General features: G+C 46.5%; 12 protein-coding genes. 3 read left to right on the forward strand and 9 right to left on the reverse strand.

What is annotated here, in order from left to right; all coding sequences use genetic code 11:
• Window positions 1-25 precede the first annotated feature (25 nt).
• Entirely contained in the window at window positions 26-673 is a 648-nt protein-coding gene (locus tag V1467_RS16560; RefSeq protein ID WP_416306077.1) for a hypothetical protein, read from the forward strand.
• An 11-nt stretch (window positions 674-684) separates the two neighbouring features.
• On the opposite strand, the gene V1467_RS16565 is transcribed toward V1467_RS16560, so the two are convergent.
• The 9 genes from V1467_RS16565 to V1467_RS16605 all read right to left on the reverse strand — a co-directional run bounded on the left by V1467_RS16565 (window position 685) and on the right by V1467_RS16605 (window position 10,895).
• Window positions 685-1,356 carry a hypothetical protein gene (locus V1467_RS16565; RefSeq protein WP_416306078.1) on the reverse strand — a complete coding sequence of 224 codons (672 nt, stop codon included), beginning with the start codon at window positions 1,354-1,356 and terminating at the stop codon, window positions 685-687.
• A gap of 85 nt (window positions 1,357-1,441) precedes the next feature.
• Window positions 1,442-2,083 carry a hypothetical protein gene (locus V1467_RS16570; protein ID WP_416306079.1) on the reverse strand — a complete coding sequence of 214 codons (642 nt, stop codon included), beginning with the start codon at window positions 2,081-2,083 and terminating at the stop codon, window positions 1,442-1,444.
• A gap of 474 nt (window positions 2,084-2,557) precedes the next feature.
• Window positions 2,558-4,942 carry a family 20 glycosylhydrolase gene (locus V1467_RS16575; protein ID WP_416306080.1) on the reverse strand — a complete coding sequence of 795 codons (2,385 nt, stop codon included), beginning with the start codon at window positions 4,940-4,942 and terminating at the stop codon, window positions 2,558-2,560.
• 13 nt (window positions 4,943-4,955) lie between these two features.
• Window positions 4,956-6,440, reverse strand: coding sequence for a sodium:solute symporter family protein (locus V1467_RS16580; protein WP_416306081.1), 1,485 nt, complete (start codon window positions 6,438-6,440; stop codon window positions 4,956-4,958).
• A 34-nt stretch (window positions 6,441-6,474) separates the two neighbouring features.
• A complete protein-coding gene (locus V1467_RS16585; RefSeq protein ID WP_416306082.1) occupies window positions 6,475-6,861 on the reverse strand; it encodes a RidA family protein in 387 nt (128 codons plus the stop codon).
• Window positions 6,862-6,879: 18 nt separating this feature from the next.
• Complete coding sequence (locus V1467_RS16590; protein WP_416306083.1) at window positions 6,880-8,346, reverse strand: N-acyl-D-amino-acid deacylase family protein; 1,467 nt, start codon at window positions 8,344-8,346, stop codon at window positions 6,880-6,882.
• A gap of 1 nt (window position 8,347) precedes the next feature.
• On the reverse strand, window positions 8,348-9,199 hold the full coding sequence (locus tag V1467_RS16595) for a MurR/RpiR family transcriptional regulator (protein ID WP_416306084.1): 852 nt from the start codon (window positions 9,197-9,199) through the stop codon (window positions 8,348-8,350).
• A 17-nt stretch (window positions 9,200-9,216) separates the two neighbouring features.
• Complete coding sequence (locus V1467_RS16600) at window positions 9,217-10,470, reverse strand: amino acid deaminase (protein WP_416306085.1); 1,254 nt, start codon at window positions 10,468-10,470, stop codon at window positions 9,217-9,219.
• Window positions 10,471-10,637: 167 nt separating this feature from the next.
• Window positions 10,638-10,895, reverse strand: a complete 258-nt coding sequence (locus V1467_RS16605) for a hypothetical protein (protein WP_416306086.1) — start codon at window positions 10,893-10,895, stop codon at window positions 10,638-10,640.
• A 231-nt stretch (window positions 10,896-11,126) separates the two neighbouring features.
• Between V1467_RS16605 and V1467_RS16610 the strand changes: the two genes are divergently transcribed.
• Both V1467_RS16610 and V1467_RS16615 read left to right on the forward strand, forming a co-directional pair.
• Window positions 11,127-11,912, forward strand: a complete 786-nt coding sequence (locus tag V1467_RS16610; protein WP_416306087.1) for a response regulator transcription factor — start codon at window positions 11,127-11,129, stop codon at window positions 11,910-11,912.
• Between the two features lie 124 nt (window positions 11,913-12,036).
• On the forward strand, window positions 12,037-13,968 hold the full coding sequence (locus V1467_RS16615) for an FG-GAP-like repeat-containing protein (RefSeq protein WP_416306088.1): 1,932 nt from the start codon (window positions 12,037-12,039) through the stop codon (window positions 13,966-13,968).
• Window positions 13,969-13,981 lie beyond the last annotated feature (13 nt).

Here is a 13,981-nt window from a genome sequence, read left to right on the forward strand (position 1 = left end):
GCGGCCCCTTTTTTGATGACACTTTATGTCCGCTCAACAAACCGATATTTTTGCCAAAGACGCCCAGCAATTACATTTTGCCGAGCTGTGTAATGCCCTGTATGAACGGGAATTACAACAGTTAGCCTTATCCTCCGGCCAGAATATCGACAACCTCAAACGCCGCTTAGCCGGATTAAGTTACCACATCAAAAAAGCTGCCTATTACTTGCTTAATCACACTGCGCCGCTGGAAGTCGATTTACATAACGCCAGTTGGCAGGCCAAGCAGGCCACCAAATCCATTGCAAAAAAAGAATCTGCAGAAAAATCCCGGCACTGGTTCAGCCAATACAGTCATTTTGGTATGCCTCTGGCTGTGTGTATTAACGAACAAGGGCTGGAGCAATACGAACTGGATTCGGTGGACAGAATTGATATCGATAAACAACGCCTGCACCTCAATAAACACGGCTGGTTTCACTTTGATGGCATGGCCGATGCCAAGGCGGAATCACCCAACCCAATACAGCAAAAACAGATCCTGCTACCCAGCAAGGCCAGTTTAACCGCCGCCTGTTGCGGACATAGCTGGAGTTATCGCGGAAAAGCCCAACCCCGCGCGCTATCTCTACGCGAGTTATTACTGTCCAGCAAAATCAACTGGAAAAACTTTAAAAAACCACTGATTTAACCACTGGCAGATTATTTTCTATAAAATGTCACAAGCTGTATTTTCTTACCCTTACCCGAGGTATCTGGTAGGTAACTGTTGACTGCAATACCGATTTTTTCACCAAGTTCAGAGCGTCTCATTTTATTAATAATACGATTAACCTGGTCGCCACCAATTTCGGTATTGTCTGATGTCAGCATTTGGCAAAACGTCTGCCAACACTCCAGTTCATGCAGGGTTAAACTGTCCATTTCCATTCGATTGGTAAAAAACGTCCGAATAGATTGTTCGGTTGCTGCTGCCCATTGCTCGTCTCTTAACTGGCTTTTCACAAACTGACGCAATTTAGCCGGACCGGCTCGAAGTAAAACATCAGGAATACCGGTTTGCTTTTCCTGCTCGCTGGTTAGCGGATAATTTTTGAATTCATCAATTCTATCGCCACTTTCTTCCTGTAGCGATGGCATATCAGCTTGGACTTTGGCTTTTTCCGTTGTTTCTCTGGCCGCTAAAGCGGGCATTCTTGCTGATAGGTTATTGGTATCGGTAGTGTATTGATTCTGCTCTGCTGTATTTTGTTCCTCTTCGGTTATTGGTCGTAAGACAATATCCGAAATCGGCTGTTGTTTATCTTGTAGCGCCCAATAAATGGCAAGGATAAAACTTATTAATAGCAAGCCGCTCAGAGTGCGTTTTGTCAAAACAGGAACCTCACCAATTAAAAATGCACTTATGATGCTGAGACAAATATTCAGTAAAGATACATTAACTTAGCCAGCCTCTCGGCTAAATTCGTTTTAGAAACACCGTATGTTCAGCAATAGAACCCTGAAAATAGGAACTACTGCCTGCAGGCATAAGCCCATAATCCTTACGGTAGATAATTAGCTGAGTATTCATTTCCATCCACTGTGTATCGCTCGCTTTACCCAGTGATGGTTCACTCATAAGCAACTTACATAATGTTCTTCTGCACTCTAACGAATCAAGTTTAAAGTCAGGATTAGTCGCATGAATGGCCACAAAGTCACGAATCTTCAGCTCGGTAGCTGAAGCCCATTGTTCATCTCGTGTTTCATTATCAAACTGCTGCTGGTTATTGTTCAGAAGACTGGAGCTTTCCGAGGTTAATCTATCGATAGACCATTGATCTTTGTTTGACTGATTATCTGTAGCGGAATCTTGCTGCTCTGCTAACAAACTGTTTTTATTGAACTCAGATGCAGAATCGGTGTTTTGGGTCGCTGCAGAAGATTGTTGCTGAGGAGTATTAACTGAACTGTTGTGGCCCTTATTGGTAGTTGCATCATCCATAAATGGAGACAAGGCAAAATCTGACTCCGTCTGGCTATTAGACAGCATTCTGGCGGTCAGGCTAATCGCGATTAACAGCAATAATCCCAGAATAATGATAGTGTTACGATGCAATTTATTCTCCTTAATAAATTTAACGCGAACTACCTAATCAGTTTCAGTCATCATTCTATTGGATATCATATAATTAGGTGGTCCGCATCCCTTCATCCAAGCCTAGTTTGTTCCAAGGTTTATTTCTATGCTTATTGAACACAGGCACAACCAGTTTGGCCATCACTGGTGGGAAATTCTTCATACCGTCCTTGCATACAACTATTGCTAATTGCCTGGCAACGTGCGGCATTGTAGCTAATCTGGCTATGACTTAGCTCGCCCAATACTCCGGCACCTAATTCTTTGCTGTTATGGAAAAAAACTGGAACAGCCAGTTAATGTGATCGCAGTGCTGAAAATAATCGCGATTTTAAACATAAACCTTGCTGTTGGTTGGTTAATCGACGCAAGTTATAAGAAGTGAAAGCCCTGGAATAGTTCAATAATAACTTTGCCAAAGTAATTAAGACGCTAGTGTCCCAGTAGCCAGTATTATCCGTTACACGCCACCATCAACTGCTCGACCATTATTGCTGCTGCCACCACCATTTCCTGTTCGACTTCAGTCAGTTGCCAAAGTTGTTGACGGGTTTGTTGATAAGCTTGCGTTGACAATTTTTGTCCGCTACGGCATTGCGCGACAAGCTGGTGACCGGTTTTAATAGTGGTCGCCAGTTTAGTGGCTATGGGTGCCAAACCTTGCAAAGATTGATGGCTTGCAATTAATGCCTTTACTTTAGGCAGGTTATGCTGCCAGGCAGTCAGTTGTTGTTCGATGCGATCCAGCACGGTTTTATCGCCTCGTGCGTAATCCTGTATTGCCTGTTTTAATTTAACTAAAGTCAAACTTTCTACCGGCAGAAAATCGACAAACTGGTTTAGATCGGCCTGCTGATGGTAAAGATCCTGAGTAAATTTAATATGGTGACGAGTGTAATACTGGGCTGGTTCCAGAGCCTGACTGAACACCAATAAAGGCTGAATATCTGCATTACCCACCAATTTTTGCAATCCGGCTCGCTGCTGTTGTTGTGGCAGTAGCCCCACTACCTTATTGGCGTAATATTCGATTTGTTGCAGGCGTTGATACATCTGTCGCGGGTCAGTCAAACTGGCAGGCGACCACAGCCGTTCGGCTATAGCATAAAGTCGTGGCCAAATACGTAAATCCAGATTATCAGCCGTTAATATTTCTGCCCACAAAGCCGCCTCGCCGCCGAGGATATTCTTGGCCTGCTGAGCATTCATCGGTTGGGCAAATTCCAGTTGCGGTGCACTGTTCGCTCCTTGCCCCTTAGTTAATAATTTTCCAGCCACCGGATAAGGACTGTTACCCAACATAATGCGCCCACTTAGCTGCTTTGGATTTTGCAAATCAAGGTCAAATTGCATTGGCCCCATCCAGCTGTCGAGTGCAAAATGATACATACCGTCTTGCTGCCGCAGACCAGACACCGGACGAACAGGCTGGTTATTTAAGCTGATAAAAATCTGGGCAGTCTGATCTGGATTAGCGATAAGCGTCATTATGCCCTTTACCGCACTGCCTTTAAGCCTAGGCATGCTAAATTGCCACTGCTGCCATCGGGTTTGAGCACTGAAATGTGGAGGAATAATCTGTTGCTGAGGTAGCGGATCGTTACGATAGTGATAGTCGGTCGGCTGAGGTTGATCAATATAAAAACCGGTCGATAATATTCCCTGATAGCCCTGGCGGGCAAACTGGCTAATGGATTCCAGTCCACGCCAGGACTGGATCAGAATATCGTTGGGCAAGTCCTGATCAAAAATCTCGTCCCAGCCCATCATTTTTTTGCCATGTCGTTGCAATATCTGCTGCACCTGTTGATTAAAATAGGTATGCAATTGCTGGGTGTCGGCCAGATTATGCTGCCGCATATAGGCCTGTATTTTGTCACTTTGTTGCCATTGCAGCGGATAAATTTCATCGCCACCGATATGCAGGTAAGGATCGGGGAACAGGCTGGCCAGTTCCTCAACCAGTTTATCCACAAACACATACACCTGCGGATTAGAAGGGGCCAATAACGGCTCGAATACTCCCCAATGCCGCTCCATCCGGTAGGGGCCGGGTAAACTGATCAGTTGCGGGTAAGCCACCGCAATCGCTGACGCGTGACCCGGTACATCCAGTTCCGGCACTACCCTAATTCCCAGTAACGCCGCGTAATTGACTAACTCACGTATTTGTTGGCGGGTATAAAACTGCCCATCGGAGGCAAGTTGCTGTAATTTGGGATAGGCTTTGGACTCAAATCGCCAGCCTTGGTCATCGGTTAAATGCCAATGCAATACATTCAGTTTGGCCGAGGCCATGCCCCTTAACTGACGCTTGATATCTTCAAGCGGAATAAAATGGCGAACGCTATCGATCAATAGTCCACGCCACGGGAAACGGGGTTGATCGCTGATTGTTACCTGCGCAATACGGTGATTATCCCAGTCCACCAGTTGCAATAACGTTTGCACACCGTGCAACGCTCCCAGTTCAGTCGGTGCGGACAACTGAATCCTGTTGTGCCCAATGTCCAACTGATAGGCTTCATCCTGATTCAATTCAGGCACAATACTATTGGACGAGTTTGTTACCTTGATAATAACCTTGGCCGATTTGGCGGATTCAACCTGAGTCACCTTATCAGACAGACTCTGTAACTGACTCATCATCAGTTGTTGGCGTGATTCACTTACCCCCCAAAATGAAACCGTTATTGCATCTGCTAATACGAAATCACCCTGTTTAATTTCCACCTGTGCCGGATAAGGCATTAACGCTAGCGGAGGCGATTCACTGGCATGATTCAAAGAAGACAAAACCAATAAGGCCAACAGCGCAATCAATTTAACAGGCTTCATATCCATCTCTTTGTTATTTGTTAAGTTGTACTGGTGAAGCCTGCAAATCAGTGCTAGTTTCCATACGTTGCCGTTCGGTATCCAGAATCGCTAACGCCTCGCTGCTGCTAATGCTGGATTGAGGCGTCAGTAAACTGACCAGTACACCACTGACTAACGCCATGCCTAGCGACGGCAAAACAGGATTGCCAAACCAGCTATTCCATTCGGCATGATTCCCCACCACTAACGCCGTCACGCTACCTGCGATCAAGGTGGCCAAGGCACCTTGCCAGTTAAAGCGTGGCCAGAATCGTCCCAGTAATGCGCAGATACATAAACCTGCCATCAGGATAGCAATCATCTTGGTGATATAGGCGATAATATCGTTAGAACTCAGCGCAAACAGCAGGGCTAAACCTATAGTCACAACCAGACTTAACCGCGACAGCCAAACCACTTTATTCGGCTGGGGCATATTACCGGTTACCAGGCAATATAAATCGCGCAACACCACACTTACCGCGGCAATAGCATCGGAGCTGGCACTGGACAAGGTGGCAGAAATTCCGGCAATAATAATGAGTAAACCCAAGCCTACAGGCATAAAATGCAAAGCCATATGCGGAAACGCAAAAGAAGGATTATCCAGGCTGGCATCAGTGGCAAAGGCGGTCATGCCAATAATGGCCGGGATACAGGAAAAGAATAAATACAATACGCCTGAATAGACAAAAGAACGGCGAATACTGCTGACATCCTGACCTGAATAAATGCGTTGTCGAAATGACGGCGTGGCCAATATGCCCACCAGAATCGCCATCGACAGCGAAATAGCCGGTAATAGACCAATTTTGTCTACCGCGAACCAGGAGATATTTTCTGTCGGTTGCGCTGCCAGCATGGCGTCCCAGCCCCCGACTGAATAAAGCGAAAATATTGCCATCAATATAAAACCGCTAAATAAAATCAATGCCTGAATCGAATCCGTCCAGACCACAGCGGTGTAACCGCCAATCACCACATAAATGGCAAAGCTGATGGCGATAATCACTTTAGCCCACTGAATATCCATACCGGTCAGCCAGGCCAGATACATACCACCCCCGATAATATGTGCTCCTAACCAGCCAATACTGGCGACAAAAATAATCACCGCAATCAGGTTTTTAATCAACGGATGGGCACCCACGTAATAGGATAGTTCCTCACTCATGGTCATAAAGCGCAGTTGCCTAACCGGCGCAAACCACCAGGCCAGCAACAGAATTCCGATTGAACCGCCTATTCCGTATAAAGTTCCGGCCCAGCCGTTTTGATAGGCAAATCCCACTGCCCCCATGGAGGATCCGGTGCCGACCATGGTGGCCACCGTGGTGCCCAAGGTTAATAACAGCGGCAGACTACGCCCACCCAGCAAGAACTGTTCACCACTGGTGTTTTTACGCGACACAAACCAGCCCAGCGCAATCATTGCCAGCAGATAAACGGCAAAAGCAATAATAAACAATTTTTCCATGTTCATACTCCCGGGTGGTTAACGCTGTTGGCGATTAAGGCGCTTTGTAACAGGTCACATCGACTTCGACTTTACAGTCCACCACCAAATCGGCCACAGCACAGATCCGCGCTGGCGGGTGCTCACCAAAGAACTCTTTAAACACTTTATTAAAGGACTGGAAATAACGGGCATCGGTAAGGATCACTTTGACATGCGCCACATGCTCCATGCCATAACCGGCCTGCTGCATAATATCGACGCAATTCTGAATTGCCAGACGCGACTGCTCAACGATGCCTCCTTCGACAATTTCACCATCACGCATGGGTGTTTGTCCCGATACCATCAGCCAGCCTCCGGCTTCCACCGCACTGGAAAAAGGCAAATGCTGTCCACCGGTGCCCACACCGCCACTGCTACCATATCGTTTGATTGTCATACTTCACCTTTGTTTGTACTAACGTTGTTGATGTTTTAAAAAACGGCCACCACGGCCAAGACCGAGAGCCTGATGCTGATTAGTTGTGTTGTAGCTAAGCTGGCCATTGACCCATACCATCAAAATGCCTTCAGCAATCTGTTTGGGATCGGTATAACTGGCCTTGTCTTTGATTGTATGCGGATCAAATAACACCAGGTCCGCATAGTAATCCGGCTTGATAAAGCCCCGCTGCTGTAGCTGAAATTCAGTAGCGGATAGCCCGGTCATTTTACGCACAGCCTGTGCCAGGCTGAATAATCCCTGTTGCCGGGCATAATGCCCCAACACCCGCGGAAACGTTCCCCACAAGCGGGGATGGGGGCTGGGATCACAGGGCAAACCATCGGAGCCAATCATGCTGCCAGGAAATTGCAAAAAGGTTTGCACATCAGCTTCGTCCATGCCGTGATATACGGCACCGGCCGGTTGCAGTTTTTCCGCTGTCTCCAGCAATGACATTTGCCAGCGCTCGGCAATCTCCTGCAAGGTTTGGCCTGCCTGTTCAGGATGCGGATCGGACCAGGTAATAACAATATCGAAATCGGCTGTTACCTGACCTAAATCCAGTGTGCTGGAGCTGGCGCTATATGGATAACAGTCACAACCGATATGCTGGGTTTGTTGGGCCTGCTGCAGATGTGCCAAAACTTGTTTTGAACGCCCCCAGTTAGTTTTACCGGCACATTTAAGATGCGAAATGACCACAGGCACATCAACATTACGACCCAAAGTAAAGGCTTCGTCCATTGCATGCAGAATACCGTCAAATTCGGTGCGCAAATGAGTGGTATACACTGCCTGATAAGCATTGAGTTCACTGGCTAAGGCCTCCACTTCACCGCTCGTTGCTGAATGAGCGCTTTGATAGGCCAATCCGCTACTCAATCCTTTGGCCCCCTGGTTTAATGCTTTTTTTAGCTTGGTGCGCATCGCGTCAATTTCAGTGTCGGTTGCCGCCCGATCCAACCTGTTCATCACCTGCGCCCGCAACGCGGTGTGGCCGACCAATGCCACCACATTAACCGCACTATTCGCCTGATCAACTGCAGCGATATAATCACTCAGCTCGCTAAAGACAAACTCGTTATCGCGCCCCAATAGATTAAGCGGATCGGGAACGGGTTTAGTCAGTTGAACCGGGCTGGCACTGATACCGCAATTACCCACTACCACAGTGGTCACACCCTGACTGATCTTGGTTAGCATGGCCGGATTACGGATCACTTCAATATCATCATGGGTATGTACATCAATAAATCCCGGCGCCAATGCCAAACCTGAAGCATCAATACAATAGTCAGCAACATCATCGGCGAATTGCCCAAGCGCGACAATTTTATTGGCGCTGACCAGCACATCCTGTTGCACTGCGTTATCACCTGAGCCGTCATAAACAGTGGCGTTACGGATCAGCAATTCCCCTTTTATCGAATACTGAGCCACATTAATCTCCTAAAGGTAAGCGTTCAGATCCCTTGCGGTGCTGATCCAGATGATGTTTTAGACGACGTAATTTCTCGCGGGATTTTTTCTGATTGCATACCGCGACATCACTGACCAGAATATCGATCGCAGCCAGCATCACATAACGTGAAGCACTGGGCTTAAAAATGTAATCAGTTTCCTGGGTTGCAATCGGTAGGTGCACATCAGCAATCTCGGCCAATGGTCCCGCCGGACATATTGCTATCACTTGCGCGCCATACTCTTTGGCGATCTGTGCCGACGCCAGCACATCGGGGCTGACACCACTTAAGGACAAACACAGCACAGCGTCATTTTTATCTACTGTCGCTGCCGTCATTCGCATTAGCATGGGGTCTGAATAGGCGTTACTTTTGACTTCCAGCCGAAATAGCCGATAGTGACTCTCTTCAGCCAGCATTGTACTGCCACCACCTACGCCAAAAATTAATACATGACCAGCACGGGTAATGACTTGACTGGCTTGTCTTATCAGCTTGTTACTGAGTAAACCAGCGTTAAGATCGAGAATTTCATGGATCCCTTGATAAATAGCCGGAATATCTTTCTTCTTGACCGGTTTGCTGGAGATAAAACGTTCGCCCACAGCGGCGGATTGTGCCAGCAACATTTTCAGCTCACGCACATTTTTGCAATCCAGCGTTTTGGCCAGACGGGTTATGCTGGCATGACTCACCCCGGCTTTTTCAGCTAATTCATTAATCGAGGCGCTAGCAGCAAAAGACAGATCAGCCAGAACAAAGCGTGCAATTTTTTGCTCGGTGGGACGCAGGTGCAGCATGCGATCCTTTATTCTTGAAACGATATCCATAATTTATCCCGTCACCGCTAAAAGCAAGTTTCAATTAACCGACGCACGCGAAATGTACTATCGACAATGCCGATATAACGCCATTTATCCATTGTCAAACAGGGGTGAGAGGTTGAAAAACACATTATATCGCCGGGTTGTACATCGGCAGATTGTGGAAATAGCAGCATGGCATGCTGATCCATAATTCTGCGCAATTGCCACTGTTCATCCACCGCAGCAGGCTGTGACTGCCCTGGTCGGTAATGTAGTTCTGGTGTGGGTAGACCGGCATCAAATGCCACATCGCGTTTGCCCATGCCTACTATGGCCAGACCTGATTCAGGAACCGACTGCACATAGGCCCATATTTGCATGCTGCTGGTTAACCCTCCGCCCAAATCGCAAGCTAACTGGCTACGCTGCCGGAGCTGCTGCTGGGCATGTTGGTAGATACCGGTATCATGAATCAGGTAACAACCCGGTCGGATCACCACGCTAAATTCATCCGGTAATCCTGCCGAGCCCAGTTGCTCTGCAACCCGGTCATACCATTCTGATCCTGCGCCACTAAGCAGAATTTCGCCATCAGCAAAACAGTTTTGTTGGTGCAGGTCCACTGCCAGAACACGGACACTGTCAATCAAGTCATTCACCTTGTCCGTTGCATCGCTACCGTGAATCACCCCTTCATAAAATGCCAAACCTGTTAGTTTAATGGCTGACAAATTTTGAAGTTGCGTCGCCAGTTCTTTAGCCTTAGCACTGTCACGCACTCCACAACGCCCGCCGTCAACTCCCACTTCCAGCAAGATATTGAGTGTTAAATCTTTTGCCATGAAAAACCTGTTCAGTGCCTCGGCATTGGCGTAGGAGTCGACAAAACAATAGTACTCCAGATCACTCTGCTCAATTAACTGGGCAATAATTTGCATATTACGCAAACCGACCAGTTGATTGGCCATAATAACCCGTTGAATACCCGCCTGACTGGCTGCCGCAACCTGAGGAGCCGTTGCCAGACTCATCGCCCAACATCCTGCCTTTTGCTGGGCCAAAAACAGTTCCGGTGCCATGGTTGTTTTGCCATGGGGTGCCAACTTTACTCCGGTTTGCCTGGTGTAGTGCATCATCCACTCAAGGTTATTTTGCAACGCTGACTCATTTAACACCGCAATAGGCAAGCTGACTTCTTCAGCCAAAATATTCCAACCTTGCTTATCCAGCATGGCGAGTTCACCTATACCTTTAGTGCTTAGCGGTGAGGGATTAACAGGGATCTGGGTAGCCATATTCACGGAATTCCTTTACTTCAATGGAGATAATTAATAACAAATAATTACTTCAAATAATGTTACTAACTACCAAATTAAGGTCAATTTAAATGAGCTGTTCTAGTTTGTCAATCAAACTGAACGCAGAAAAAAGGCGCCATATTGGCGCCTGCTGGGTGGTGAAATTATAGATTTTCGCAACTGCTGGTATTGCTGTTGTACCAACTTTTTCCACCTGACGCGGAACAGGAGTTTTTGGTCACACTCCAGGCAGTTTCATCACCAGAGACACAACCCCGGTTATCGTAACAGATACCAAATATCGCCATTTGTTGTTCAGGTTCTTCCTGCATGGCTCCCGCGTCCTTTGGTGTTGTGTTACAGGCTTGTACGACTACCACAACTGGAAATACATATAATAATTTTATCAATCTGGATTTCATAACAGCTCCTTATTCATTCGATGGGTTGAATAAAAAGCAACAGCCACACTGCGGTGCCCCTGTAAGTGTAGCTATTTATAAAAATAAACTGTTAAGAGAAACTTATCAGCACCTCCTGTCAACAAATGATTGACGGGTAAAATAACTCGAGTTAAAAATAATCACCCCAATTTAACCTCTTTGCAGGGTTTCGAGTTAATGCCGGAAGATTCTGTGTCGCAAGAGAAATTAATGCTGACAATTGATTTATGGAAGTCTCATCAGGGCTATTTGGCTGAACATTCTGTTGCCCTGCAAAGTTTTAACATAGTCAATTATCTGGCAAACAGCTTTTGTCCGGGCCCTTATTTTTATTATGTTATTGATTCACCAACCTTAAGCCTTGATATTGCCAGCCCATCCGTACACTCATTACTGGACGTCCCCCAGGATGAAGTGTTTACTTTAACTCACTGGCTTGATTGCATACATCCACGGGAATTGAATTTTTTTTATCGCTGTGAAGATGTTGTGGCCTGGTTTATCAAACACTGTATAAGTCCAGATAACGTGACTAAATACAAGATTTCCTATTGTCTGCAATTACGCTGCAAAGATGGCTTATATCGTTTATTCCTGTTACAGACAACCACATTACAAACTACCAGTGAAGGTGCTTTACTGAAAGTATTTGGTGTGCAATCTGACATTAGTCATATTACCCACACCAATAACTATAAATTGTCTTTCATCGGACTGGATGGCGAACCTTCATGGCGGGAATTAGATGTATTCGATGAAACACTTTTTGAAGACTTTAACCCACATCCGCTGCCTTCGCAAAACTGCCCATACAGCAAAAGGGAAATCGACGTTATTCAACTGGCCAGTTATGGCAAAAAAACAGCTGAAATAGCCACGCTGCTCAACATCTCCATTCAGACGGTGAATACTCATCGCAAAAATCTGTTGAGTAAATCATCCCTGAATACCATGACGGAAGTTGTCTCAGAATGTATACGAAAAGGTTATATTTAACCCTTCAGACTCGAATTTTGCCAACCCGGTCAATAAGTTAAAATACCTAGTTCTAGGTATGGGTCTGCCAGTGAAGTGTGATTATTATTTTTGATAATTCAATCTGCTGTACTGGAGAAAACAGATGTTACTGCGAATTTCTATCTTGATATTACTGCTGGCCGGTTGCGGCGGTTCTGGTGGAGGCAGCGCTTCTTCCAGCAATCCTCCACCTGCTATGAACAAGGCTCCAGTTGTTGATGCCGGATCAGACCAGCAAGTAATAGCCGGGCAAACAGTCAACCTCAGCGGTAACGCCACAGACAGCGACGGCAGTATCAGTACTTATGAATGGGAACAGCTAAGTGGTCCGGAAATTACCTTGCAAAGTGCAGAAACTGCAACCGTCAGCTTTATAGCACCGGATGTCAGTAGCGAATCCACTATCAGTATAAAATTAACTGCAACAGATAATGAGGGTTCTACCGGCAGTGATACCGTCAGCATTACGGTTGCCCCCACTCCGGCAAAACCGCAAGAAATCACCTTATCCCAAGACAGTGTCATTTTGGATCGCTGGGAAGCTCAACAACAATTAACGATTACTTCGGTAGTTGACCAGCATGGCGAAACCTTAACCGACTATCAAACCAGTTGGCAAAGCAGTAACGAAGAAGTTGCCCGCGTTGACAGTAATGGACTGGTGATATCCGGTCATAGCGGTACCACACAGATCAGTGTCACGGTGAGCAATGAACATGGCAGTCTAATTGCAACTAGCGATATCATTGTCAGCATTCAGCAAAATGACAATTGCACAGTTCCTGCCCCACCCGATAAACCTGCAGTGAAACCTGCAATTAATTATATTGAATATGCCACTAATACACATCTTGACGGCGGAGCACTGAGTTTTAGCGATGATTTTAATAAGGATGGCATTGACGACCTGTTCTGGCTTGAAACCTTCTTTGATATGAACACCAATGAACAATGGAGTACCAGCCATATCTGGCTGGCTAATAATGACAAAACCTTTACCGATGCCAGCACTACCTATTTGCCGGAAAGTCTACCCGCAGATGTTCCCAGACAATTGTACCGGGCGGATATCAATAACGATGGAAAGCAGGATTTTGTTGTTCTGCAACATGGTTATGATCCCGGCGGGCTAAATGGGCTGGGCTGTGGAAATGTGGAATGCCCGGGCGCACCGAATATGCTAATTACATGGGATACCGATGGTAAACTGCGCGACACTGCTCCGATAGCACTGCATCCTTATGACACCAATGGTTTTACTCATGCTGGCGGTGTAGCCGATGCTGACTGTGATGGCGACATGGACTTACTGGAAGGGCAATTAGCCAATGAGATAGCCAGCGCCACCAGTCATCTTCAGCTTAATGACGGACAAGGTCAATTTAGTGAAAAAACCGATGCTTTTCCTGCCCAAATAGAAGGAATTGGTATGTATGGCGCCGCATTTTGTGATCTGGATACCGATGGTGACGCGGATATTTATATTGCGCAGTTAGGTATTTTACCGGGGCTGGAGGCTGCAGATGTCATCCTGACCAATGATGGAACAGGTAAATTTCGTTTGTTAAGTGGACGCCGGGCACCAATTTCAGCAGTGGGTGAGCAAAACCAGCGGCCTGCCGATTTACGATGCCTGGATTTTGATCGTGACGGTTATAACGACATTCTCAAGCCCAACGAAGCTGATGAAAGCAAACCTGCATTTGAATTACTACACAACAATGGTGATATGACATTCACTGATGTTACCGCAGAAAAAATGCCACTTACCCCCTTATTAGGCGGAGCCTACCGCCCTTTTGTCCAGGATTTGAATAACGATGGCTGGCCAGATGTTATCGCACAAGGAACCGGCGATTACCTGCGCATCTACTGGAACACCGGAGCCGGTTTCAGTGAATATATTTTTCCGGCCAATACCGCCATTGATACCAAAGGTTCAAGCATTAGTGTCGGCGATTTTAACGGGAACGGTAAACTGGATATCCATGTTAACAGAGCTAATTATGGCGACTACTTATTACTGGCAGAGTAACTTAATCTGGGGC

This window comes from Neptunicella plasticusilytica, from assembly GCF_047922965.1.
GTDB classification, from domain to species: domain Bacteria; phylum Pseudomonadota; class Gammaproteobacteria; order Enterobacterales; family Alteromonadaceae; genus Neptunicella; species Neptunicella plasticusilytica.

What these genes read in the sequence shown, in the direction of transcription:
- V1467_RS16560 (WP_416306077.1), top strand. Translation starts at nt 26, where the DNA reads ATGTCCGCTCAACAAACCGATATTTTTGCCAAAGACGCCCAGCAATTA.
- V1467_RS16575 (WP_416306080.1), bottom strand. Translation starts at nt 4,942, where the DNA reads ATGAAGCCTGTTAAATTGATTGCGCTGTTGGCCTTATTGGTTTTGTCT.
- V1467_RS16580 (WP_416306081.1), bottom strand. Translation starts at nt 6,440, where the DNA reads ATGGAAAAATTGTTTATTATTGCTTTTGCCGTTTATCTGCTGGCAATG.
- V1467_RS16585 (WP_416306082.1), bottom strand. Translation starts at nt 6,861, where the DNA reads ATGACAATCAAACGATATGGTAGCAGTGGCGGTGTGGGCACCGGTGGA.
- V1467_RS16595 (WP_416306084.1), bottom strand. Translation starts at nt 9,199, where the DNA reads ATGGATATCGTTTCAAGAATAAAGGATCGCATGCTGCACCTGCGTCCC.
- V1467_RS16600 (WP_416306085.1), bottom strand. Translation starts at nt 10,470, where the DNA reads ATGGCTACCCAGATCCCTGTTAATCCCTCACCGCTAAGCACTAAAGGT.
- V1467_RS16605 (WP_416306086.1), bottom strand. Translation starts at nt 10,895, where the DNA reads ATGAAATCCAGATTGATAAAATTATTATATGTATTTCCAGTTGTGGTA.
- V1467_RS16610 (WP_416306087.1), top strand. Translation starts at nt 11,127, where the DNA reads ATGCTGACAATTGATTTATGGAAGTCTCATCAGGGCTATTTGGCTGAA.
- V1467_RS16615 (WP_416306088.1), top strand. Translation starts at nt 12,037, where the DNA reads ATGTTACTGCGAATTTCTATCTTGATATTACTGCTGGCCGGTTGCGGC.